Genomic DNA, 24,119 nt, shown 5'->3' on the forward strand with positions numbered 1-24,119 from the left:
TAAAAAATTTTGCTACTTCATTAGAATTATAATTAGTCATCATACACTCATTTGTATTAAAATGAGTGTAAGTTTTTACCTAGAGAGTGAGGATCAAAATGAATATTCATGACTACAGCTTGGTAATGACAATCAGTGTGAAAGGATCTCATGACTCTTCACTTGTCGTATTATCCGTCTTGATCGCAATCTTTGCATCTTATGGTGCACTTACGTTAAATGAACGTCTTTATCATAATGGATTTATTCACCCGTATTATTGGGTTGCATTAGCTTCATTAACTATGGGGTTAGGGATTTGGTCAATGCACTTTATTGGTATGACCGCCTACCATGTTCAAGCGCCGATGAGTTATGATTGGGTGTTAACTATATTTTCCGTAATTCCAGCAATCGTTGCAGCTTTTATTGCCTTTTGGTTCGCATATGAACAGAAGAGAAGCCCTATACAATTAATTGTTGCTTCATCTGTTATGGGTATCGGAATCGCCACGATGCATTATATTGGCATGGAAGCGGTTGTCGTAGAACAAGGCACTGTTGGATATAATTATTCAGGGGTCGTATTCTCAGTTTTAGTTGCGATCATCATTTCATTAGTAGCTCTTTACATATTAATTAATCAGCCTGAAAAAATGAAAGGCCTTAATAAGGCAATCATAGCATCTTTATTGGGTATTGGTGTGGCAAGTATGCATTATACAGGCATGATGGCAACTTACTTTGATTTAGATGAATCGATGGCACACATGAACCATAATGGACACGACTCAATTGAAATTTTAGTCATTAGCGTTACGGTTAGTGTCATTTGTATTGTTTTATTCTCAATCGCAAGTACGTCGTTTGAACGCCAGTTAGAAAAACGTTTGGAACAATATGATCACTTAACCAATTTACCGAATCGAAAAATGTTCAATCAAAGGTTAGAGGGGTTTGAGAGGGCGCAAGATCTTGGACTATCTGTTATCCATTTACACGATTTGGACACCATTAATCATAAGTACAGCTATCAAACTGGTGATGAAACAATTAAAGTGTTAGTTGACCAAATTAAACTTGCTTATCGTAAGAACTTCTCGAGACGAGAACTGTTGATTTATCGAATTAGTAATAAAAAGATCGCTGTTTTAGTTAATGAAATCGATCATAAGTATAAGCTAGAGAATTTTTCTAAGGAATTACTTAATTTGTCTAAAACTAACATGAACTATGGCTTAAACATTAGTATCGGTTTATCGTGTAAGCCAACTACAACTCAAAGTGCAAACCAGTTAGTCGAACAAGCCTATGCAGTATTAAATACAAAAGGTGAACATTTAATTGGTCAATATGCTATGTACACAGATTCTTTACATCGTGAAGGGTTAAGAGACCGATTAGTAGAACGATTAAGATTAATCGACTATGAACGAGAGCTCGTCGTGAAGTATCAACCTAAAGTTGTGAATCAAACTTTTGAGGTGAGCGGTGTAGAAGTGTTAATACGCTGGGAAGACGAAGAACTAGGGTTCATTCCACCGAATCAGTTCATTCCGGCCGCTGAAGATACGGGTGCTATTCATCCGATTACATTATGGTTAATCGAACATGTTTGTAAACAAATGAATCAGTGGAAAGAATGTGGAATTAAATTTGGGAAAGTTGCAATTAATTTATCGAACCGTACGCTTTCAGAAAAAGCTTTCATATCAGATGTGAAGAATATAATTGAGAAACATCATATAAATCCTCATGAATTAGAGTTCGAGATGACTGAAAGCAGTATTATAGAAGATGAAGAAAAAGCTCTAAGTACTATTCAATCTTTGAGGGAGTTAGGAGTTTCAACAGCACTTGATGATTTTGGAACAGGATTTTCTTCGTTGACCTATTTAAGAAGATTACCAATTGATCAAGTTAAAATTGATAAATCATTTTTAGATGGAATTACAAATGATCCAATTGGACGACAGTTCTTAATAGATGTCATTAATCTTGGCAAAACTTTATCACTAGGTGTTGTCGTTGAAGGAGTAGAAGAATTAGAACAACTTAAGATCATTGAAGATACTGCGGCTAGTGAGCTTCAAGGGTTTTATTTTGCAAAACCTATGTCTTCTGAAGAGTTAATTAAATGGTATGAGCAGTACTATAGTAAGAAGTTTTATAATAAAGTTTGAATTAAGTGCATGATATAAGAGATAATCGGGTATGTAATAGACAGAGGAAAATATTAAAGGAGTGTTGCTAATGAGTCACTTATTTACAGCTAAAGCGACAGCAAAAGGTGGTCGTGGTGGCCACGTTAAGTCAGAAGATGGTGTAATTGATTTAAATGTCGTTATGCCGACTGAAGACACGGATGAAAAAGGGACAAACCCAGAGGAGCTTTTTGCTGCTGGTTATGCCGCTTGTTATGATGGTGCATTAAATCTAGTAGCTAAAAATAACGGTAAAGACATCGATTCTACTACACACGGAGAAGTTAGTTTCATGAAAGATGAATCAGACGGTGGATTTAAAATCGCTGTTAAGTTAATCTCAGAAATTGAAGGTGTGTCTCAAGACGAAGCTCAATCCTTAATGGATGAAGCACACCATGTTTGCCCTTACTCAAAAGCAACGAGAAATAATATTGAAGTTGAGTTAGAGCCTAAAGTAAAATAATGAAGCAAAAAAGCCGATCCTTTTCAGAGATCGGCTTTTTTAATTAGTCGATAATTTCGACTCTAACTTGTCTTACACCATATCTTTTTGCTTCAGCTTCATCAGGGATAAATAGATCAATACGATCGCCTTTAATTGCTCCCCCGATATCTCCAGCAACTGCTGTTCCATAACCTTCTACCCAAACTGTTGAACCTAACGGAATAACATCAGGGTCAACGGCGATTACTTTTTGGTCAGGGTTTTCTCTTAAATTGATCCCTGTATAAGTCGTACCGCTACAACCTTCACAATAGGCTGTATATGCTGTTGCTGTCATATACATTGTTTCGGTTGCTTCTTCCTGCTGACTAACGTGTTGTACATCACTTTCGCCATTGCTAGAGTCGTTATGTTCAACTTGTTGTGTTGGCTCAGGTTCCACCAGTGTAATTTTTTCTTTTGTTTCTAGTTGAGTTGAGGCTATTTCTAAGCCCATTGTATATTGCTCTAATTCAGATATATGAGTTGTCATTTCTTGATGTGTATTTGCTTCTTTTATATCGGAATCAAAAGCTACTAATAGAAGGGCGATTAACAAGCCGACTCCCAACATTAGTACTATTGTTCTTTTCATTAAAAATACCTCCAAAGATGGATAAAATTCACTTCAATAGGACTATTACCTTGTTTTTGAAGCCCGAGGGATAGTATAACAGTTGTGTTTAACAGGTCAATCACAGTGCCTATACGAACAGATAACAATTATATGACACTGTTTGTAAATAATCTAAATATTACTAACATATAAATAAGTCAAATTGATTACGTATAGGTGTTGAAAAATGTTTTATAATATAGTTAAATTAATGGGTATTTGCAACTAGGCCGTTTGCAATGATTGGGGGAAGTGTCAGAAAGGATGAATGGGTTGAACCGCATTTTAGTTGTAGGTTCAAGTGGTGCAGGGAAATCAAGTCTTTCTCGTCGTTTAGGTGAGGTGTTGGACATGCCCGTTATTCATTTGGATTCAATCTTTTGGCAACCTAACTGGGTCCAAATGGATCAAGAAGAGTGGATGCAATTGAATAGAGAGATTGTGAAGGGAAATGAGTGGATTATTGATGGGTTTTATCCTTCTACAATTGATCTTCGAATGGCGAAAGCTGACACGGTAATCTATTTAAACTATCCTAGACGCGTTTGTTTGTTCCGAGCATTTAAGAGACGTTTTCAATATAGGGGCACGACAAGACCTGATATGGGGGAAGGCTGTCAAGAGCGATTACCTATTAGTTTCTTAAAGTACATTTGGGATTTTCCAAAGCATCAGAAGCCGATTCTAGAAGAAGTACTTCAACATGCGGGTTCACATGTTAACATCATTGAGTTTAAGTCTCCTAAAGAAGCTGAAGATTATATAACCAATTTAAGTATGCAAGATATGTGACACGTATACTGAAGTATAATAAGCTAGAATTTATCATCATCCGTTCATCAATGAGAGGGGTAAAAGAGTGAAAGTTGTTTTAATAAATGGAACAGTTGTTGGTTCGAAAACGAAAGCTTTATTAGGAGAAGTTGAGAGCCAATTAAAACAATTCTCAGCAATAAAAGAAATCGAATATATACATCTAGAGGACTATCAATTAGAATTTGCTGATGGTCGAAGTAAAGAACAATATGCAGACGAAACCCAATCAGTTATTAATCGTATTGAAGATGCAGACGGTTATATAGTTGCAACTCCTATTTTTCAAGGGTCTATCCCAGGTGCTTTGAAGAACTTATTTGATTTAATTTCACCCAAAGCTATGAAGTATAAACCTGTAGCCATTTTAGCTAATGGTGGGACGATCCAACATCATCTTGTCATTGAGAATCAGTTAAAGCCAATATTAGATTACTTCCGTTGCTTAATTACACCAAACTACGTCTATACATACTCTGGCCATTTTTCGATTAATAATGAACTCATCGAACATGATGTGAAAGAAAGAATCAATGAATTGGTTCGAGTGTTCTCGCATTACATGGTGATGAGTAAAGCGATTATTAAAGATAATCAGCTAAATAAGTAAGACGCTGTGGCAAAAGCAATGAAGTGTAAACCCGAACGAAATCAAAATAAGATTTCGTTCGGGTTTTGTGTATTGTTGTGTAGTTTTGTTTCAGCCACTTACTATTACGATTCTAAAACAATGAAACTAAAAGGTGGGATCTCAATTCGATCTCCTAACAGGATGTTTTCATTAGTCAATAAGTTTGTAGAATCAGTTGTTGAATCATAAAAGCTATCATTAGCGCTATTATTAATGACAATTGTGACAGTTGATTGCCCTTTTGCTCGTTCATAAATTAGAGTGTTTTGATGTTTGTCAGCTTGAATAAAACGAAAAGAACTGTTTGGACCTAAAGCAGGAATCGTTTTTCTTAGCTTGATTAGTTGTCTAAGCTGCGCAAATAGCTCTCTGTCTTGTTGGTCAATGTCCCATTCCATACATTTTCTACATCCAGGGTCTTGACCGCCTGTCATAGCAATTTCATCCCCATAGTATATACAAGGTGTTCCCACAAATGTTAGTTGAAAGAGATACATCAACAATGCTTTTCGTTGATCACCATTACACAAAGTAAGTACACGAGGGGTATCGTGGCTTCCTAGTAAATTGAATGCTACTTCATTAACCGTTTCCGGGTATGAAGCTAATACATATTGAATGTCGTTTGAAAACTGTTCAGCATTTATTTGCGCACGCGCGAAAAAGTCTAAGGTAGATTCAGTGAACGGATAATTCATGACAGCATCGAACTGGTCACCTTGTAGCCACGGCATTGAGTCATGCCAAATCTCCCCAAGAATATAAACGTCATTTTTAGCTCTTTTTACGGCTTGACGAAATTCTCGCCAAAATTGGTGATCGATTTCATTAGCTACATCCAATCGCCATCCGTCAATATCAAATTCCTCAATCCAATAAGTAGCAACATCTAATAAGTATTGTTTTACTTCAGGGTTTTCGGTGTTAAGCTTTGGCATCTTAGGTTCATAAGCAAAGGTGTGATAATTTGGTCTAGGTTCAGTTTGAATTGGGAAATCCTTAATATGAAACCAATTAACATACCTTGAGTCCTGACCATTTTCTATTACATCTTGAAATGGTGCAAAGTAATAACCACTATGGTTAAATACAGCATCTAACATTACTTTAATACCACGTTTGTGACATTCTTCCACTAATTTTTGAATGTTTGTTTATCACCGAACTGAGGGTCAATTTCGAAATAATCAATCGTATCATATTTGTGGTTTGAGTGCGCTTTGAATATCGGGGTGAAATATACCCCATTTACCCCTAACTCTTCTAAGTGGTCTAAGTTTTGCATAACCCCTTCAAAATCGCCACCGAAGAAGTTTGTAGGTGAGGGAGCTTCACTTCCCCATGGTAATGTACCTTCTGGGTTAATCGATGGATCCCCATTTGCAAACCTTTCAGGGAAGATTTGATACCAGACAGTATCCTTAACCCATTCTGGTGCTTGAAAAACATCGACTTTATTTAAGTAAGGAAACTTAAAAAAGAAACCTGGGTTATCTGTCGGAATTTCATGTAAGTAACCTCTTTCGGTAAAATACACTGGTTCCGTTTGTTCATCGTAAATTTTGAAGATGTATGCTGTTCTGTTGTTAATAGGTTCGAATTCAACAAACCAATAATCATATAAATCGTCTTGGTAAACTACTTTCATCGATTGTTCATGAAGAACAGGCTCGTCCTTAACATACTCAAAAGGGTCACCATAAATTAAATGAACATGGCTAACGTCATGCTTTTTAGTCCGGAGTTTTATATGTAGCGTATTTTCGTTATAAGCATAAGCGTAGTTGTTTTTTGGTCGGTGATGGATTGCTTCTTTTAGCATAGTATTCCTCCTCATATACCTTTTAGTGCAAACGTTTTCATTTTGCAATATCATGACACATTGAAGCCATAATTTCAAGTACTATAAATAATTATAAAGAATTATTTGAAAATTATGTTGCAAAATAATAGTAGGTTTGTGTATAATAAACCCAACTAATGCAAACGGTTTCACAAATGGCGTTAGTTACTATTTTGTTAGTTTGTGCAACCGTTTTCACAAGAGTTATTATTATCATTAAAAGGGGGAGGCCCAAGTGGCAAAGCGATTATTTTTGTTTTTAGTATTAGTATTTGCAGCTTCAGTTGTATTAGTTGCATGTGGACCAGACCGTGATTCTGGTGGAGATTCTGATGGTGGTGCAGATGGTGACTCACCAGAGCAAGAAAAGCCTGAAGAGTTATTAGTTTGGGCAGATGAAGATAAGGCAGAAGGTATTGAAGGTGCAATTGCAGCTTTTGAAGAAGAGTATGGAATTGAAGTTGTTGTTGAAGAGTTAGAGATGGCAACAAGACAGCGTGAACAATTAAACTTAGATGGACCAGCTGGTACAGGTCCAGATGTACTGACATTACCGCACGATCAAATTGGCGGTGTGGCTAGTCAAGGTTTAATTGCTCCGTTAGAAGTTGAACAAGATGTTATAGATATTTATACAGAATCATCTATAGATGCAGTGACATTCGAAGGTGAAGTGTATGGATTACCTAAAGCAACAGAAACTCCAGTCTTGTTTTATAACAAAGAACATTTAGATGAAGCTCCAGATACATTTGATGAACTATTTGAGTTCTCTCAAGATTTCACTGATGGAGACAACTATGGCTATTTAGCGTTATGGGATAACTACTACTTTGCGCACGGAATCTTAGCATCTTATGGCGGTTTTGTGTTTGAAGATCAAGATGGAACGTTAGACCCTAGCACGATCGGACTTAACAACGATGGTGCTGTTGAAGCAGCTGAATATATTCAAATGTGGTATGAAGAAGGCTTATTCCCTGACGGTATTATTGGTGAAGCAGGCGGTTCGACTAAAACAGGTTTATTTGAAGAAGGTCGTGTAGCTGCTTCTATGGATGGTCCATGGGCAGTACAAGGGTTAAATAATGCAGGTGTAGACTTTGGTGTTTCACCAATGCCTGAGTTACCAAATGGTGAGTATGCACAAACATTTGTAGGTGTTAAATCTTGGAATGTGAGTAACTACTCAGAATATAAAGATTGGTCAACTGAGTTAGTAACTTGGTTAGCAAATGAGGAAAACTCATTAGAGCGTTTCCAATTAGTTAATGAGATTCCTCCGATTGCGTCGTTAATAGATGATCCAGCTATTGCTGAAGACCCTGTTGCTGAGGCAGTCGCTATTCAGTCACAACGTGGAATTCCAATGCCTAACATTCCTCAAATGGATGAAGTTTGGGGTCCAATGGCTGATGCATTACAATTGATTGCAATTGGTGATCAAGAACCTGAAGAGGCGTTAGATGAAGCTGTTGAAGTCATTAGAACAAATATAGAAACGAACTTTGGTGAGTAATTCACAAATGATGAAGCAGTACTTTGTTTAGTACTGCTTCATCAATATTTTTACATAGTTAATATAAAGAAAGGGGTGGCCTTTCGATGGATATTGAAGAAAACGATGAGCTGAAAACGAAACATAGAAAGGTAGCAGCTTATTTATCAATCTTTCCTGGTGGTGGGCAATATTATAATAAACAGTTTTTAAAAGGACTATTTTTTACGGTTACGGCTATTTCGTTTTTTGTCGTCTTTTATGACCTTTTTAATATTGGCTTTTGGGGGTTAATTACACTTGGTGAAGTGCCAATGGAAGACCACTCAATATTCTTGTTAGTTCAAGGGATTATTGCGGTCATCGTTTTAGCATTTGGATTGTTATTGTATGGTTTGAATATTTATGATGCATTTAAAGCAGGAAAAAGAAGAGATCAACAATTAGGTAAGCCTTCTATCAGAGAACAATATCGTAACTTAATTGATAGTGGTTTTCCTTATTTAATGATTACACCTGGTTTTTTCTTGCTAATCTTTGTTGTTATTTTTCCAATTATATTTGTCGTATTGCTATCGTTCACAAGTTATGATGTCAACAATAGACCTCCTGCTAGGTTAATAGAATGGGTTGGTTTTAAAAATTATATCGAGATTTTTCAGCTAGATTTATGGCGCCGTACGTTTTTTAGTGTGTTTACTTGGACATTGGTATGGACATTTGTAGCTACAACCATTCAAATAGCTATAGGTATTTTCTTAGCTGTATTGCTAAACCAAGAAGGTGTAAAGTTTAAACGAACGGTTCGTACAATTTTTATTTTGCCATGGGCTGTACCAGCATTCGTTTCAATTTTAGTCTTTGCAGGGATGTTCAACAATACGTTCGGTACGATTAATATACATATACTCGATTTCTTCGGTATAGACCCAGTTCCGTGGATGACCAATCCTTTATACACGAAGATCGCCTTAATTATGATTCAATCGTGGTTAGGGTTTCCATTTATTTTTGTTATGGTTACAGGTGTGTTGCAATCGATTCCTAATGAACTGTATGAGGCGGCTAAAGTTGATGGTGCTTCAATTTGGCAAAAGTTCAAATCCGTCACGTTTCCAATCATTATGTATGCATCCGCACCTATACTAATTACACAGTATACATTTAACTTTAATAACTTTAACGTAATCTTCTTATTTAATGGTGGTGGGCCGCCAGTTTCAGGACAAAACGCTGGCTCATCAGATATATTAATCTCTTGGATTTATAAGCTAACTTTAGAGCAATCACAATATGGTAAAGCTGCCGCTATCACATTACTATTATCTTTATTAGTTATTACGGTTGCTATTTGGCAGTTTAGAAGAACAAGAGCATTTAAAGAAGAAGGGATGATGTAATATGAGTATGAAAACAGAGAAAATCATCCGTTTAACTCTTACTTATTTCGTTATATTAATCGTTTCTGCTGTTATTTTATATCCAATTATTTGGATTGTCGGTTCATCTTTAAATCCGGGTAACAGCTTATCAAGTTCTCAAGTAATACCTGATAATGCCACTTTGACTCACTATAAGAGTTTGTTTAATTTAGAAGAAAGTCAATATTTAATCTGGTATATGAACACGTTGATCATTTGTTTTTCGACTATGATTATAACGGTGATTATGATTGCCTTAATGGCTTACTCATTTTCACGTTATCGTTTTGTGGGGAGAAAGTATGGGTTAATGACGTTTCTTATTTTACAAATGATCCCAAACTTTGCTGCATTAATCGCGATATACATTTTAGCAGTTGTAACAGGGTTAATTGACACGCATATTTTATTAATCTTAATCTATGTTGGTGGTTTACTACCAATGAATACATGGCTAGCTAAAGGGTATTTTGAAACGATTCCTCATGATTTGGATGATTCAGCCAAAATTGACGGTGCTGGTCATTTTCGAATCTTTTGGTCGATCATTCTACCATTAGTAAAGCCGATTCTTGCTGTTATTGCTTTGTTTGCGTTTATTACACCTTTTACAGACTTTATTTTAGCCAGAATATTATTACGCAGTCCAGAAAATTATACGTTAGCAGTAGGTTTATACGATATGGTCGCAAATAACTATGGAGCAGAATTTACAAAGTTTGCTGCAGGTGCAGTGCTCATTGCAATCCCAATCGGACTCGTCTTTTTATCACTTCAAAGGTATTTAATATCAGGATTGACTTCAGGTGGAACTAAAGGGTAATGAAAGTTGGTGAGTTATAGATGGAAGATACGAGCTTTGCCATTCATCCAGGTAAACAGAAAGATGTGGATGTAGGTAGTGAGATTTTAATAGGTGATTTAAATAGCTTCAAAGTTAGTAAGCAAGGTTATGAATTTCATTGTGACAATGGTTATGTTGTGATTAGCTTTGTAGACCAAGAGGTTGTTAGAATTGTCATGAACCTTGAACAACCATTGAATGACGAATCTAGTGTTGCTGTCATTCAGGAGCCGCAGAGCATCCAAGCTGAAGTTTATGAAGAGAAGAAGGTAATTAATTTAGTAACAAGTTACATGGAAGTCACTGTTCAAAAGAGCCCTTTTCGAGTTTTTATTAAAGACTATAAAGGTGAATTGATTGTCGCCGATCATGAAAAGGGAATGGGTTATGAAGTTGGTGGAAAAGTTTTTTGCTCCAAAGAGGCAGATGATGACGATCAGTACTATGGATTTGGCGAAAAGTCTGGCTTCATAAATAAAAAAGGTGAAGTGTATACGATGTGGAACAGTGATGTGTATGCACCTCACAACCCAGAGACAGACCCATTGTATCAATCTATACCATTTTTTATGACATTAAGAAATGGTCAAGCTCATGGGATCTACTTCGATAATACTTTTAAAACCACATTTGATATGAGAACAGAGGAGTCAAATGAGTATTGTTTTTCTGCAGAAGGTGGTCGTTTGGATTACTATGTGTTTATTGGTCCGACACCTAAAGAAGTGCTCAACCAATACACTTATTTGACTGGACGTATGCCACTACCTCCTAAGTGGGCATTAGGCTATCACCAATCAAGGTATAGTTATGAAAGTGAAGAAGAAGTTCGTACATTAGTTTCACTGTTTAGAGAAAAAGAAATCCCTTTAGATGCTGTTCATTTTGATATTCATTATATGGATGAGTATCGCGTATTTACGTTCGATTATAAACGTTTTCCTAACCCTAAGAGGCTCGTCTCTGACCTAAAAGAGCAAGGTGTCCGTTCAGTTCCAATTGTTGATCCTGGGGTGAAAGTGGACTCGGAGTATGAAACTTATGTAGAAGGAATTACAGATGACCTTTTCTGTAAATACATAGAAGGTAATTTATTCTTTGGTGATGTTTGGCCTGGGAAGAGTGCTTTTCCTGATTTTGCCAAAACAAAGACGAGAAGTTGGTGGGGAAGGAAGCATCAGTTTTATACAGACTTAGGGATAGAAGGTATTTGGAATGATATGAATGAGCCTGCTGTCTTTAATGAGACGAAGACTATGGATGTTCAAGTGGTACATGACCAAGATGGCGAAAAGAAAACACACCGTGAACTACATAATGTTTATGGTATGTTAATGGGAAAAGCAACTTATGAAGGGCTAGAGTTGTTATTAGATGGTAAAAGGCCTTTCTTGTTAACACGCGCTGGTTTTTCAGGTATTCAACGTTATGCTGCTGTTTGGACAGGTGATAACAGAAGTTTCTGGGAACACTTAGAGATGGCGATCCCGATGTGTATGAATTTAGGAGTCTCTGGTGTACCGTTCTCTGGAGCTGATGTTGGCGGGTTTGCTCATGATGCAAGCGGTGAACTATTAGTTAGATGGACTCAGTTAGGTGTATTTACGCCATATTTCAGAAACCATAGTGCGATTCACACAGCTAGACAAGAACCATGGATGTTTGGGAAAAAATACGAAGAATCTATAAAATCATTTATCCAACTAAGGTATAAATGGTTACCATACTTATACCAACAGTTTAAACAAGCAAGTGAGACAGGTGTTCCAGTCATGCGGCCATTGTTTATGGAGTATCCTAACGATCAGAAGACATATAACCTTTCTGATCAGTTTTTAGTAGGTGATCGAGTGTTGGTAGCTCCAGTGTTAAGGCCAGGAGCAACAAGTCGGATGGTTTATTTGCCTAAAGGTGATTGGTTTAATTATTGGAATGGTGACCTATACAAAGGCGGGAAGTGTATTATTGTTGATGCACCGTTACAAGTCTTACCAATCTTTGTGAAGAAAGGCTCGATTATTCCTGAAGCAAATGAACTGCAATCGACAAATGACCCAGTTGAACATTTGACGTTGCATGTTTATCCAAGTGAAAGTAAAACAACATACAGTTTGTATGACGATGACGGAGAGACATTTAATTACCGAGGTGGAGAATATTTCGAACTAGAGTTACAAACTTGGTATGATAGAAATCAGTTGCATTTGGTATCGAATGTTATTAATAGTTGTTATAAACCGAATTGGTCCAAAATTGATATCGTTGTACACGGACTTTCAGAAAATACTGAGGTTATTTATAATAAGAAGAAAGTAGCGGAAATTAATGCTAAGAGTAATCGTTTTAGCGTTACAGGTCTTGTTTAAGGGGGAGTATGTGAAATGACACCAACGATTAAAGATGTCGCTAAGTTAGCAAACGTGTCTCCATCAACAGTTTCACGCGTTATTGCTAACAATCCGAGAATTAGTGAAAAAACGAAAGTAATCGTTCGTGAAGCTATGCAAGATTTAGGTTACCATCCGAATTACACAGCCCGGAGCTTGGTGAGTAAAAGTACCGAAACGATCGGACTCATTATGCCTAGCTCAGGTAATAAGGTGTTTCAAAATCCATTCTTCCCTGAAGTGATTCGTGGAATAAGTACGAAGTCTCATGAGAACCAATACGGAATTTATATGACGACAGGTAATACAAAAGAAGAAATATATAATGGCATTTATGATATGGTGCAAGGCCATCGATTAGATGGATTAATTCTTCTATATTCTGAAGTTAATGATCAAATTATGAATTACTTACTTGAACAAGATTTTCCTTTTACTGTTATTGGTAAGCCTTATGAAAATGAAGAGTTAATTACTTATGTTGATAATAATAATGTTCAAGCTTCATTAGAAGCAACGAATCATTTGATTAATCTAGGTCATGAACGTATTGCTTTTGTTGGTGGTGGGTTAGACTTAGTTGTAACAATTGATCGCTTAAACGGCTATGAACGTGCATTAGAACATGCTAACCTTGAAAAGTGTAAAGATTATGTTGTGCACCAAGAGTTTTTGCAAGAAGGAGGACGTGAAGCGATTAAAGAGTTGATGTCGTTAGAGTCTCCTCCAACAGGGTTAGTTGTAACAGATGATGTATTAGCTTTTGGAATTGTAAATACTTTAGAGCATATGGGGCTTAAAGTGAAGCAAGATATATCTATTGTAAGCTTTAATAATGTTATATTTTCTGAGTTATCAAATCCAGCTTTAACGTCTGTTGATATTAATATTTTTCAATTAGGTTATGAAGCAGCTAATTCATTGTTTGAACAAATTAATTCAGCTAGTCACACCCCTAAGAAAATAACAGTACCTCATGAACTAGTTCTAAGAGAATCTTGTGGTGAAGCTTAACTAAAAAATAGGGCTAAACCTTTTGTCGAATGAAAGGTTTAGCCCTTTTATTATTGTCCTTTGAATTGTGGCTTTCTTTTATTTAAGAAAGCTTGAACACCTTCTTGGTGATCTTCAGTTTGTCTCATGGATAACTGACCATTCGTTTCAGCCTCTAATATGGATCTAAGTTTACTAACTTGTTCGCCGTTTAATATTTCTTTTGACTGAATCATAGCTAATATAGGTGCTTGTTTTAATTGTTTAACATAACCTTCTACTACTTCGTTTAACTCAAGGTCAGTAGCTAAGTCAATTAGTTCAAGTTGCTCAGCTTCTTTCGCTGTTAATGTTTTACCTTCCCATATGAGTTGTTTAGCTTTTACAATGCCCACTCGTTGTTCCATAAAGAAGTGGCCACCACCATCAGGGATTAAACCAATTCCAATAAAGTTCATAGCTACTTTGGCGTCCGACTTAGCGATTACATAATCAGATGCTAAAGCGATACTTAAACCTAACCCTGCTGTAGCGCCATTAAGAGCTGATATTGTTACTTTAGGCATTTGATATAGCGTTAGTACGATCTCTTTAATCTTCGACATAACATCATTAAAAGCATCAGGGCCACTTGCTTGAAGCATCATTTTCATGTCTCCACCGGCAGAGAAAGCCTTCCCGTTACCTGTGATGACTAGTATTTTAGCTTCACTTCGCTGAACTTCCCCTAACTTCTCTTTAAGGTCTACGAGAAGCTCTTCATTCATTGCATTGAGCTGCTCAGGGCGGTTAAGTGTAACTGTTGCAACATCGTTCTCATAGTTTAAGAGTACTGTTTCTGACATTGTGTAAAACCTCACTTTGGCGTTATATTGATTCTTTGGCTAATTGTTGAAAGTAGTAAGAAGATAATTTGTATTGTTCTTTTTCTTTAAGTGATTCTCCTAAAATTCTATACAACTCTTTTAAAGTATGTCGTTCACCTACTTCAGTTAAATAAGGAATCCACTTATTTTCTGCTTTTTCGACAAATGATGATTCACCTACTTCATTGTTAACTTGTGCTGTTAAGATCTCGAGTTGACACTTAAGTTTGACATCATTAATCCTCTTACTGATCACTTCACCTTGTTCAATATACGATACAGACTGCTCAATTTCCTGCAAGTAATAATGAGCTTTTGCAATTAAATGATATGAATGTAATTTTTCATAATATGATTTGAAGGAATGAATGGCATCTTCTAAGTATGGAATGGCTTGTTCCCACTCACGCATTTCACAATACATAAACCCTATATTATGTTTTAAGTTAGCTGTAACTAATTCTGAATCCATCATTGGTCTAGAATCTAATATTTGAAATAAATATTGTTTAGCCAGTTCAAATTCCTTTAACAAAGTATAATTAATCCCAAATAAAACGTAACAATTAGTAATTTTGGGGTAGAAAAATTCACTAATGAATTGTTCCTTTGCGATTTGACAATAATGGTTGCTTAAAACAGGCTCTTCCATCCTTGTATAAGTTGCAGCCAATAAATAATACAAGTCAGGGTCTTTTAATGAATATTCAACTAAAATCTTTTCAGCGTCTTTGAAATAAGTAACGGCTTTGTTTGGGTAAGCACAGTGGATGTAATAAACACCGAATATTTTATTAAAAAGGTAAAGTGTTTCACCGGCAAAGCTTTCTTTCATGTTGTATATTTGTTTAATGGGTTGATTCATTACATCTTCTTGCTTTGTTTCTACTAAGTAGTAAAATTCAATTAATCTAAAGAAATGTAGAGTCTGCAGTTGATGAAATGGTGTAATCATACTCTTTAAGTGTGAGTAAGATGACTTTGCTTCATTAAAATTTTTCTTGGCGATCAATTTATATAAATTATAAATGTCATCATGTAAATCTTCATTTTCAACAGAGATTAAATCCTCGTATGGGGCATCTAGTTTATCGCATAAGGACATGATCACATCATGACTAGGTTCAATCGTCCCGTTTTCTATTTTACTCAAGTAAGAAATTGAACAAATCCCGCTGGCAAGATCTTTTTGTGTGAATCCACTTTTTGTTCTGTAGTATTGAATGAAAGCGCCATAATTTGTCATATGTGTTCACCTATTTTTCTCTATTTTAACTTTATTGTAAGAGAATTGTGGAGAAATGTAAAAAGAGCTAGGTGGCTTCAATTTTCACCTAGCTCTTCGATTTAATAAAAATGTGAGGTTTGTTCGTTTAACTCTTTGATCATTTCTTCTAACTTTTCAGATTCTGCTTTAAGCTTTTGGAAAGCACTTTGTTGTTCAGCTGCTGAAGCTGATATTTCTTCAGTACCTGCAGCTGTCTCTTCAGTAACTGAGCTTATACTTTCCATTGTAGATGTGATTTGTTCACTTTGTTGACGTGAATAATTCATACCTTCAGTTAGTTTGTTTAAGCGTTCATAGATTTCGTTGACGTGTTCAGTTATTGAGTTAAAGGCGTTTTCTGACATGGCAACTGCTTCAGTTTGTTTAGTGCTTAGATTTGTTGTTTGTTCAGTTTGGTCATGGATCGTTTCTACGCCTTGCTTAATTTGTTCTACCATTTGTTTTATATCACCAGTAGCTGATGTCGATTGATCTGCCAGCTTTCTAACCTCATCAGCAACGACAGCAAAACCTTGTCCGTGTTCACCAGCTCTAGCTGCTTCAATAGCTGCGTTAAGTGCAAGTAGGTTAGTTTGTTCTGCAATATCGTTTACTAATTCGACAGCAGATTCAATTTGTTGTGTGTAGTTTGTAAATTGATCAACCGAATTCTTAACTTGTGAAATGGCTTCTTGGTTATTTTCCATAATGGAACGCTGATCTTTCATTGCTTCATTTCCGTTTTCTACTGCTTGTTGAGCTTGATTACTAGCATCATTGGCGAGTTTACTTTCTTCTGTGTTGGAAATGAAGTCTTGTTGCATTTGTTCAACTAAAGTAACGGCATCTTGTACATCATTAGATATAGACTGACTACCTTGAGCTAATTCATCAGTAGAACTAGCAACTTGTTGAGTCCCTTCTGTCAAACTATTAATTTCCTCGTTTAATTGGTTACTAAAATCGTTCACTCGGTTATTTATACTATGGATCGAATGAACAGTTTGACTTAAATTGTCCATCATTGTTTTAAATGACCGTTTTAATTGGCCGATTTCATCTTTTTCCTTTTCATTTACGTCAACTGTGATTGAGAGTTTTCCATCAGCAGCCTCTTGAGCTTGTTTCGATAATAGTTGTAATGGGTTGGCAATTCTATTAGATAACCTTACTGACAGTATTAGTGAAGCAGCAATCAATATAATGCTGGCAATTAGAATGAACGTCACTAAACTGTTAATCATCGTTTCTTGTTCTTGGATTGTATTATTGTACCAATGGGTTGAAGCGCGTTCTAACATGTACGCATCATTCACTAACCCTGACGTTCTTAAAGATTGGCGGTGGATTTCGTTCATGTTTTCTTGTTCAATTGCCATAATCGTCAGCTCTTGCCAGTCTTCGTATTTTGTCTCAGCTTGGTTCAGCCAACGAGCCTGTTCGTCTGTTTCAATTAAATTTGAGATCGTTTCTATTGTTTGTTCAGTTTGCTCAATTTGAAATAAAGCATCTTGTCTTGTTGCTTCTGATGGGCTGTAAAAGTATGTAGATAAAGCTTGTTCAGAAGCCTGTAATTGTGCGTAAAACTCTTTACTTTCTAATAAAATGTCTACGTCTTCTTGGGATGAACTTTGAAAATTAATCATTTCAAAAACGATCCAAGACACGAGAGTTAAACTTAAAAGTAAAGGGATTAACGTCATAATGTATAATTTGCGTTTAATATTCATTAGTCCACTCCCTTACGAATCACTTTGGGCTTGTTCAAGGGTTCTTTCTTCTAGTGTTGATAACTCAATAACACGAATAGGGGCAAGGCCAACACCGTCCTCATCAAGGCCAAGCACTAAATGTTCACCATTTAACTCCTCACCGTTTTGTAAGATTTCTACAACTTCGTAGATCGCCGTGTTAACATTTTTAACCATTGATGTAACGACAGCATCTTCTGCAATGGTGTATTGATCGGTATCGACACCGAAAGCAAAGACTCCTTCATTTTCAGCTTCTTGAAGAGCACCAGTACCAGTAAAACCGGCTGATGGAAAAATGTGATCGGCGCCCTCATCAATCATGTTGTTGGCAATGTCAGCGCCGAGCTGATCATCATCAAAAGTACCAGCATACTCTATTAAAATTTCAGCATCTGAATTAGATTCTTCTATTCCTTCTACAAAACCTCTTTCAAAAGTGCGGATAACTTCACTATCTACACCACCGATAAACCCAACGACATCTGACTCAGTTCGCATTCCAGCAATAAGTCCGATTAAATAACTTCCTTCATCTTCTTTAAATGTAATTGATGTTACATTAGGTAAATCAATGACATCATCAATGATCACGAATGATTGTTCAGGGTAAGTTTCGGCCATTGTTGCGATAGCTGGAGCAGTTGAAAAGCTTAAACCAATAATCACATCATGGTCTTGTTCAATTAGTTCTTCTAAATGTCGTTCGTATTGTTCGTCGAAAGGTTCACGATAATCAAATACAATCCCAAGTTCATCACGAGCTTGAGTTAACCCTTGAAACGCAAGATCACTAAAAGCGTTGTCACCTAAACCGCTTTCTGTTACTAAAAGACCTGCACTAACTGTTTCTTCATCTAGTTCTTCAGTTTCAGAAGAGCAGGCTATTAAAGTCACCATAGTTATAATTAAAACTGTAATTAATTTATTTCGCCTCATAAAATCCTCCTATACTTTACAAACTTGTCGAATTTAATCGAAATTGTGTTACTAAAGTATTATCGGATTAAGCCCGTTATTTTTAATGGATTAATTAAAAGTTCAAATTTTAAGAAAAGAGTGTTATTTAGGGGCATGAAAAGAAGCACTTTTGTGTTAGAGGGGTTTCGATATATTGACGTTGTAGTTAATTAAGCTTAATATAGATATTGATAATTAAATACATAGAATAAATGGGTGTAAGCAGATCAACTGTTTACTTAAAAGGGAAGTTCGGTGAAAGTCCGATGCGGTCCCGCCACTGTAAGGGGAAGCGACTTACCAATCCACTGTCATAGACGGGAAGGGGTTAGAAGCAATGAACCTAAGCCAGGAGACCTGCCTATTTGTTTTAGCTCATTTCCTTCGGGTTTAAAGGAAAAGCTATATACAGTCTGTTGATTATATATAGTAATTGAGGTATGTACCCTCATTTCCTGCCCGTGTAGGAGATGAGGGTACTTTTTAATTCAGAAAGGAAGAGGGATATGAAGAATCAAAGTCTATGGACAAAGCTATTTTTAGTACTAATGTTAGTGTTTGCTGTCGGGTTAACAGCATGTCAAGGTGAAGGAGAAACAAACGAACCGACTGAAGAATCTTCAGGTGAATCAGTAACCTTTACAGATAAAGCAGGTGAAGAGGTTACAATAGAAGGAAAGCCAGAAAGAATTGTATCTGTCATTCCAAGTGCAACTGAGATTGTGTTTGCTGTAGGTGCAGGCGATCAAGTTGTCGGTGTATCTGAATGGGCTGATTATCCGGAGGAAGTGTTTGAAGTAGAAGAAACAGTAGGCGACATGAATTTAAATATTGAGAAGATTGTTGAACTAGAGCCTGATGTCGTCATTGCTGATCTAAATAACGCAGATGACTTAGATGCGATGAGAAATGCAGGTCTTAACGTTGTAACGTTAGGCTCGCAAAGTCTTGAAGAAGTATATGAAGACATTGAGTTAGTCGGTCAAGCGACGGGCCAAACAGAACAAGCAGAACAAGTAGTTAATGATATGAAAATGAAAGAAGAAGAAATTACTCAAGCAGTGAGTGAAGTACCAGAGGATGAACGTAAAAGTGTATGGATGGAAGTAGGACCAGAGCTGTACTCTGGTGGTGAAGGGTCATTCTTACATGAGTTAATAACACTTGCTGGTGGTGAAAATATTATCGCTGACCAGGAAGGTTGGCCGCAAGTAAGTGAAGAGGTCGTAATTGAACGAAACCCAGATGTCATTATTACCACTTATGGTTATTACACAGATGACGTTACTGAAACGGTGTTAGAACGCTCAGGTTGGGATTCTATTGCAGCAGTTGAAAATGAAGAGGTTTATGATATTCATAATGATACTGTTTCGCGTCCTGGTCCTCGGTTAGTAGATGGACTAGAAGAAATAGCATCGATTTTATATCCAGAATATGTGGAGTAAGTAGGAAATTGAAACTAGGTGTTAACAAATGAACAACCGATTAATATTGTCGATCACTATACCTGTCTTGATGATCACCTTACTCTTTGTTATGAGTCTAGCAATTACAGTCGGAGCAGCGAATATAAACTGGCAAACTGTATGGCAAATTGTGATTTATGAATTGCCTTATATCCATCAGTGGATTGATTCAAGTTGGAGTGATTCAACAGAAACAATCGTACTTGATATTCGTATGCCAAGAGTCATTCTAGCAGCAATAGTTGGTGCTGCACTTGCTTTAGCAGGTGCTATTTATCAAGGGGTATTACGTAATCCGTTAGCTGATCCATTTATATTAGGTGTATCTTCTGGGGCGTCGTTTGGTGCAGCGCTAGTCTTCGCCTTCGGTTTACAAGTCGTTTGGTTAGGTAAGTTTACTTTACCTGTTGTTGCTTTTATGTTTGGGTTTGGAACCCTTATGGTAGTGTATTTCCTAGCAAGAATCGGTCAAAAAGTAAGAATGGAAACGATTATACTGGCAGGTGTTGTCGTTCAAGCCTTTATAGGTGCTTGCCTTTCTCTTGTTATGGCTTTAGCGAATGAACAACTACAGACTATAGTATTTTGGATGATGGGTAGCTTAACGTTAACTGATTGGAGTTACAACCAAATTGTGTTACCCATTATTCTAATTTGTGCTTTGATTGCGTTATTTTACTCAAGAGAGTTAAATATGCTAGGTCTTGGTGAAGAAGTAGCACATCATTCAGGGGTTTCAGTAGAAAGAACACGGTTTTATTTATTAATATTAGCCTCTATTATGACAGGTGCTGCCGTATCTGTTTCAGGAGCTATTGGGTTTGTTGGATTAGTCGTTCCACATATTATTCGATTGATCGTCGGGGCGGACTACCGTTTAATTTTGCCTTTATCGATTTTCGGTGGTGCTATTTTCTTAGTTGGAGCTGATACGTTAGCGCGTGTGTTAATGGCTCCGCGTGAGTTACCGTTAGGAATTATTACGGCCTTTTTAGGGGCGCCATTTTTCGCTTATTTATTAAGAAGAACGAAGCGAGAGTACTTTTAGGAGGCTTATAAATGATCACGATTGAAAATGTATCTAAACAAGTAGAAAATAAGTGGTTGTTAAATAACGTCTCATTTAAAGTAGACGAAGGTGCTTGTATTGGATTAATCGGCCCTAACGGAGCGGGTAAGTCTACCTTGATGAAACTGTTATCTGGTTTAGAAGAGCCGACGAGCGGGACAGTAAAAGTTCTAGGGAAAGAAGCGGGTAAGTGGTCGGTCAAAAAGCTTGCACAAAAAGTATCTGTCCTAACACAAGATGGTTTAGCACCTTATCCAATGACGGTTTATGACGCGGTATTAATGGGGCGTTATCCGCATTTAAGTTTCTTTCAAAAAGAAGGTAAAGAAGACTATAAACGTGTTGAAAATGTATTGTCGTTAACGGGTTTAGAATCTTTTCGTGACCAAATGCTTGATACGTTAAGTGGCGGAGAACGTCAACGTGTTGCAATTGCTAAAGCGATGGTTCAAGAACCTAAAGTTTTATTATTAGATGAACCGACTTCATATTTAGATATTGGTTATCAAGTCAATGTATTGAATTTAGTTAAAGAGTGGCAAAGGCGTGATCAATTAACGGTGCTTATGGTACTTCACGACTTGAATTTAGCTGCACAGTACTGTGACCAGTTGATTTTATTGAATAACGGTGAAGTTATAAAGCAGGGGACTAGTGAGGACATCATTGAAGCTGAAACGTTACAAACCGTTTATCAAGCAACGCCAGAAATTATCCGTCACCCAAAATCAAATATCCCACAAATTTTATTGTAAAACCGATAGTCATACACACAACTTTTAGTATAATAGAATAAAGTAGGACAAGATGAAATGGGGATTATTAATGATTGAATGGCGGAACTTATACCGCGGAGGCCTGATGGGGATCAGTGATTTAATTCCAGGGGTCAGTGGTGGAACAATCGCGGTTGTATTAGGTATTTATCAAAGGTTGATTGAAGGAATAAACGGCATTTTTACACGTGAATGGAAGCGTCATCTAGCGTTTTTAGTACCATTACTAGTCGGTGTGTTGTTAGCTTTATTTTTATTATCTAATCTCGTCAATTGGCTTTATGATCATTATCCAAACCAAGTACAATTTTCATTTTTAGGGCTAATCGTTGGGATTATTCCAATGCTTTTAAAGAAATCTGAATATAAGAAGACATTTACTGGGCAGCATTACGCTTTATTTATTCTTGCTGCGTTTCTTGTCGGTTTAACGGCTTTATTTCAAGAAGGTGTAGCTGATACGATTACAACATATGATAGTTCGACGTACGTGTTGTTGTTCTTGTCTGGTTGGTTAGCTAGCTCGGCGATGATTTTGCCTGGTATTAGTGGGTCAATGTTACTGTTGATCGTTGGAATGTATCCAACATTTGTTTATATATTAAGTGATGTTGTCATAGAAGCTTTAATACCCTTAGGTTTAGGAATTGTTTTTGGTCTGTTAATTATGAGTAAGATTATTAAGTACTTCTTGAATCAGTATTTTTATCAGACGTATGCGCTTATTATTGGACTAGTATTTGGTTCACTATTTGTCGTTTATCCAGGCTTTGATGACAGCTTCATGTTAAATGCTTTAAGTATTTTATTAATTTTTGTAGGAATTTACGCAGCTTATTTATTAGGAAAATTAGAACATCAAGATTAATAGCTTGACTATCATCCTCCCCGGCGAAGAAATCATTGCGACAAGCTACCGTAGGGAGTTTGAGCAGATGTTGCCCTTGTGCCCTGCGGGTGAAAGCCAAGCAATTTGATGAAGCGATGATAAAAGATAAACCCGAACGAAGTCAAAAGTGATTTCGTTCGGGTTTTGTGTATTAGTACTATGTTTTGTGGCTCTATACTAAATGTGGTGGTGTCCTTATTACAACGGTCATTATAGAAGTTGATGAATGAATCGTTGGTTTGTGACTCGCTTTCGGCGGACGCTTGCCGTGGGCACGGCTTCAGCTAACTGGGGAAAGAAATGCACTTTCCCAGTGGATCTTCAGCTCGTGCTGTTCCCACTGGCGTCGCCGCCTACCGCTCGTCACACATCTCATCTGTATAATAAGGTGAGATTGAACACCACATTTCGAAATAGAGCCAGTTTTGTCCCAATCTTTTTAACATTTACAGTCTATGAAATTGCGGCTCACGATTTTGGAATGTCGTAACATACTTAAATCCAATGTCTTTTAACAAATGATATCCTTCATCGATTCGATCGCCGACACGTTCAGGTTTGTGGGCATCAGAGCCAACCGTAATGATTTCTCCACCCATATCATAGTATAACTGCAAAATGTTACGACTAGGCAACAAGCGGTTCATGTTGTACTTATAACCTGACGTATTAATTTCAATTCCTTGACCACGTGGAATGATAATTTTAAACATTTCCTCAATGACATCTAAAAAGTGATAAACACCTGGTTCATATTTATACCGCGTTACTAAATCTAAATGACCTAAAATACTAAACTGGTCGAAATCCCTTACACACTCATATAGCTCTGTGTAGTACTTTTCATATGCTTCATTCAAAGTTTGTCCTTCAAATAAATTGCCAGAATGTAAGTCTTTCTGATCCGTTGTATGCATGGAAGCAATAATAAAATCAAAGTTCTCTTCATTTAACAGTTGATTATACCGTTCGGATAAATGAGGTTGAAGGCCCAGTTCAATTCCTTTGCGGATGTTGATTTTATTTTTATATGCAGCTTGCATTTCTTTGATTTTTTCATCATAACGCTGTAGATCTACATCAAATACGATAGAACGGTCTGGATAATCATAATCGATATGTTCTGTAAACGATAATTCTTTTACGCCGCTCTTAATTCCTGCTTCAATCATATCTTCCATTGACGCTTCACAGTCTGCTGAAAAGTTCGAGTGCATATGGTTATCAAACATGTTAGCTCATCCTTTCTATTAATCTCATTTTAACTGGTTGACAGTTCAAAAGACAATGGATAAAATGTTATTAATCTTTATTCTGATAAAGTGATAAACAAATAGAGTGATAAAGGGTGTTTCA

At 36.6% G+C, this 24,119-nt stretch carries 19 protein-coding genes, 1 pseudogene and 1 riboswitch; of the genes and pseudogenes, 13 read left to right on the forward strand and 7 right to left on the reverse strand.

Annotated features, from left to right (window positions below):
- The first annotated feature begins 98 nt into the window (after positions 1-98).
- A complete protein-coding gene (locus tag J2R98_RS09800) occupies positions 99-2,162 on the forward strand; it encodes a putative bifunctional diguanylate cyclase/phosphodiesterase (RefSeq protein WP_307068495.1) in 2,064 nt (687 codons plus the stop codon).
- 70 nt (positions 2,163-2,232) lie between these two features.
- Positions 2,233-2,649 carry an organic hydroperoxide resistance protein gene (locus J2R98_RS09805; protein ID WP_307068497.1) on the forward strand — a complete coding sequence of 139 codons (417 nt, stop codon included), beginning with the start codon at positions 2,233-2,235 and terminating at the stop codon, positions 2,647-2,649.
- 43 nt (positions 2,650-2,692) lie between these two features.
- On the opposite strand, the gene J2R98_RS09810 is transcribed toward J2R98_RS09805, so the two are convergent.
- Positions 2,693-3,265 carry a 3D domain-containing protein gene (locus J2R98_RS09810; protein ID WP_307068499.1) on the reverse strand — a complete coding sequence of 191 codons (573 nt, stop codon included), beginning with the start codon at positions 3,263-3,265 and terminating at the stop codon, positions 2,693-2,695.
- Positions 3,266-3,550: 285 nt separating this feature from the next.
- Between J2R98_RS09810 and J2R98_RS09815 the strand changes: the two genes are divergently transcribed.
- Positions 3,551-4,078 carry a DNA topology modulation protein gene (locus tag J2R98_RS09815; RefSeq protein WP_307068557.1) on the forward strand — a complete coding sequence of 176 codons (528 nt, stop codon included), beginning with the start codon at positions 3,551-3,553 and terminating at the stop codon, positions 4,076-4,078.
- Between the two features lie 67 nt (positions 4,079-4,145).
- Positions 4,146-4,709 carry an NADPH-dependent FMN reductase gene (locus J2R98_RS09820; protein WP_307068501.1) on the forward strand — a complete coding sequence of 188 codons (564 nt, stop codon included), beginning with the start codon at positions 4,146-4,148 and terminating at the stop codon, positions 4,707-4,709.
- A 104-nt stretch (positions 4,710-4,813) separates the two neighbouring features.
- Here J2R98_RS09820 and J2R98_RS09825 read toward each other — a convergent pair.
- A pseudogene (locus tag J2R98_RS09825) lies at positions 4,814-6,552 on the reverse strand (glycoside hydrolase family 13 protein).
- 256 nt (positions 6,553-6,808) lie between these two features.
- Between J2R98_RS09825 and J2R98_RS09830 the strand changes: the two are divergent.
- The 5 genes from J2R98_RS09830 to J2R98_RS09850 all read left to right on the forward strand — a co-directional run bounded on the left by J2R98_RS09830 (position 6,809) and on the right by J2R98_RS09850 (position 13,737).
- A complete protein-coding gene (locus J2R98_RS09830; RefSeq protein ID WP_307068502.1) occupies positions 6,809-8,092 on the forward strand; it encodes an extracellular solute-binding protein in 1,284 nt (427 codons plus the stop codon).
- An 86-nt stretch (positions 8,093-8,178) separates the two neighbouring features.
- Positions 8,179-9,471, forward strand: coding sequence for a carbohydrate ABC transporter permease (locus J2R98_RS09835; RefSeq protein ID WP_307068504.1), 1,293 nt, complete (start codon positions 8,179-8,181; stop codon positions 9,469-9,471).
- A 1-nt stretch (position 9,472) separates the two neighbouring features.
- The gene (locus J2R98_RS09840) at positions 9,473-10,315 is read left to right on the forward strand and encodes a sugar ABC transporter permease (protein WP_307068505.1); all 843 of its coding nucleotides are present in this window, start codon (positions 9,473-9,475) and stop codon (positions 10,313-10,315) included.
- Between the two features lie 20 nt (positions 10,316-10,335).
- Positions 10,336-12,702, forward strand: coding sequence for a glycoside hydrolase family 31 protein (locus J2R98_RS09845; RefSeq protein ID WP_307068507.1), 2,367 nt, complete (start codon positions 10,336-10,338; stop codon positions 12,700-12,702).
- Positions 12,703-12,717: 15 nt separating this feature from the next.
- Positions 12,718-13,737, forward strand: a complete 1,020-nt coding sequence (locus J2R98_RS09850) for a LacI family DNA-binding transcriptional regulator (protein WP_307068508.1) — start codon at positions 12,718-12,720, stop codon at positions 13,735-13,737.
- A 50-nt stretch (positions 13,738-13,787) separates the two neighbouring features.
- Here the strand turns inward: J2R98_RS09850 and J2R98_RS09855 are convergent, their stop codons facing one another.
- From J2R98_RS09855 to J2R98_RS09870, 4 genes are all read right to left on the reverse strand, one after another.
- Complete coding sequence (locus J2R98_RS09855) at positions 13,788-14,561, reverse strand: enoyl-CoA hydratase (RefSeq protein ID WP_307068511.1); 774 nt, start codon at positions 14,559-14,561, stop codon at positions 13,788-13,790.
- Positions 14,562-14,583: 22 nt separating this feature from the next.
- Positions 14,584-15,828, reverse strand: coding sequence for a helix-turn-helix transcriptional regulator (locus J2R98_RS09860; RefSeq protein WP_307068513.1), 1,245 nt, complete (start codon positions 15,826-15,828; stop codon positions 14,584-14,586).
- 101 nt (positions 15,829-15,929) lie between these two features.
- Positions 15,930-17,579, reverse strand: a complete 1,650-nt coding sequence (locus tag J2R98_RS09865) for a methyl-accepting chemotaxis protein (RefSeq protein ID WP_307068515.1) — start codon at positions 17,577-17,579, stop codon at positions 15,930-15,932.
- A gap of 12 nt (positions 17,580-17,591) precedes the next feature.
- A complete protein-coding gene (locus J2R98_RS09870; RefSeq protein WP_307068518.1) occupies positions 17,592-18,539 on the reverse strand; it encodes a BMP family lipoprotein in 948 nt (315 codons plus the stop codon).
- A gap of 218 nt (positions 18,540-18,757) precedes the next feature.
- A riboswitch (cobalamin riboswitch) is annotated at positions 18,758-18,939 on the forward strand.
- Positions 18,940-19,066: 127 nt separating this feature from the next.
- On the opposite strand from J2R98_RS09870, the gene J2R98_RS09875 reads away from it, so the two are divergent.
- Genes J2R98_RS09875 through J2R98_RS09890 form a run of 4 tightly spaced genes read left to right on the forward strand, consistent with a single transcriptional unit; the run spans position 19,067 to position 22,742 of the window.
- Positions 19,067-20,008: an ABC transporter substrate-binding protein gene (locus J2R98_RS09875; protein ID WP_307068520.1), complete on the forward strand. Its 942-nt coding sequence runs from the start codon at positions 19,067-19,069 to the stop codon at positions 20,006-20,008.
- Positions 20,009-20,036: 28 nt separating this feature from the next.
- Positions 20,037-21,077 (forward strand): FecCD family ABC transporter permease, encoded by a 1,041-nt coding sequence (locus J2R98_RS09880; RefSeq protein WP_307068522.1) that lies wholly within the window; start codon positions 20,037-20,039, stop codon positions 21,075-21,077.
- Between the two features lie 11 nt (positions 21,078-21,088).
- Entirely contained in the window at positions 21,089-21,853 is a 765-nt protein-coding gene (locus J2R98_RS09885) for an ABC transporter ATP-binding protein (RefSeq protein WP_307068524.1), read from the forward strand.
- A gap of 52 nt (positions 21,854-21,905) precedes the next feature.
- A complete protein-coding gene (locus J2R98_RS09890; RefSeq protein WP_307068526.1) occupies positions 21,906-22,742 on the forward strand; it encodes a DUF368 domain-containing protein in 837 nt (278 codons plus the stop codon).
- A gap of 467 nt (positions 22,743-23,209) precedes the next feature.
- Here the strand turns inward: J2R98_RS09890 and J2R98_RS09895 are convergent, their stop codons facing one another.
- Positions 23,210-23,995 (reverse strand): histidinol-phosphatase HisJ family protein, encoded by a 786-nt coding sequence (locus tag J2R98_RS09895; protein WP_307068528.1) that lies wholly within the window; start codon positions 23,993-23,995, stop codon positions 23,210-23,212.
- Between the last annotated feature and the right edge of the window lie 124 nt (positions 23,996-24,119).

Source organism: Alkalibacillus filiformis, from assembly GCF_030814115.1.
Taxonomy (GTDB): domain Bacteria; phylum Bacillota; class Bacilli; order Bacillales; family Alkalibacillaceae; genus Alkalibacillus; species Alkalibacillus filiformis.

Bases quoted from the DNA above. Each gene is read 5' to 3' on its own strand.
- J2R98_RS09800 (WP_307068495.1), top strand. From the start codon at position 99: ATGAATATTCATGACTACAGCTTGGTAATGACAATCAGTGTGAAAGGA.
- J2R98_RS09805 (WP_307068497.1), top strand. From the start codon at position 2,233: ATGAGTCACTTATTTACAGCTAAAGCGACAGCAAAAGGTGGTCGTGGT.
- J2R98_RS09810 (WP_307068499.1), bottom strand. From the start codon at position 3,265: ATGAAAAGAACAATAGTACTAATGTTGGGAGTCGGCTTGTTAATCGCC.
- J2R98_RS09815 (WP_307068557.1), top strand. From the start codon at position 3,551: ATGAATGGGTTGAACCGCATTTTAGTTGTAGGTTCAAGTGGTGCAGGG.
- J2R98_RS09835 (WP_307068504.1), top strand. From the start codon at position 8,179: ATGGATATTGAAGAAAACGATGAGCTGAAAACGAAACATAGAAAGGTA.
- J2R98_RS09840 (WP_307068505.1), top strand. From the start codon at position 9,473: ATGAGTATGAAAACAGAGAAAATCATCCGTTTAACTCTTACTTATTTC.
- J2R98_RS09845 (WP_307068507.1), top strand. From the start codon at position 10,336: ATGGAAGATACGAGCTTTGCCATTCATCCAGGTAAACAGAAAGATGTG.
- J2R98_RS09850 (WP_307068508.1), top strand. From the start codon at position 12,718: ATGACACCAACGATTAAAGATGTCGCTAAGTTAGCAAACGTGTCTCCA.
- J2R98_RS09855 (WP_307068511.1), bottom strand. From the start codon at position 14,561: ATGTCAGAAACAGTACTCTTAAACTATGAGAACGATGTTGCAACAGTT.
- J2R98_RS09860 (WP_307068513.1), bottom strand. From the start codon at position 15,828: ATGACAAATTATGGCGCTTTCATTCAATACTACAGAACAAAAAGTGGA.
- J2R98_RS09865 (WP_307068515.1), bottom strand. From the start codon at position 17,579: ATGAATATTAAACGCAAATTATACATTATGACGTTAATCCCTTTACTT.
- J2R98_RS09870 (WP_307068518.1), bottom strand. From the start codon at position 18,539: ATGAGGCGAAATAAATTAATTACAGTTTTAATTATAACTATGGTGACT.
- J2R98_RS09875 (WP_307068520.1), top strand. From the start codon at position 19,067: ATGAAGAATCAAAGTCTATGGACAAAGCTATTTTTAGTACTAATGTTA.
- J2R98_RS09880 (WP_307068522.1), top strand. From the start codon at position 20,037: ATGAACAACCGATTAATATTGTCGATCACTATACCTGTCTTGATGATC.
- J2R98_RS09885 (WP_307068524.1), top strand. From the start codon at position 21,089: ATGATCACGATTGAAAATGTATCTAAACAAGTAGAAAATAAGTGGTTG.
- J2R98_RS09890 (WP_307068526.1), top strand. From the start codon at position 21,906: ATGAAATGGGGATTATTAATGATTGAATGGCGGAACTTATACCGCGGA.
- J2R98_RS09895 (WP_307068528.1), bottom strand. From the start codon at position 23,995: ATGTTTGATAACCATATGCACTCGAACTTTTCAGCAGACTGTGAAGCG.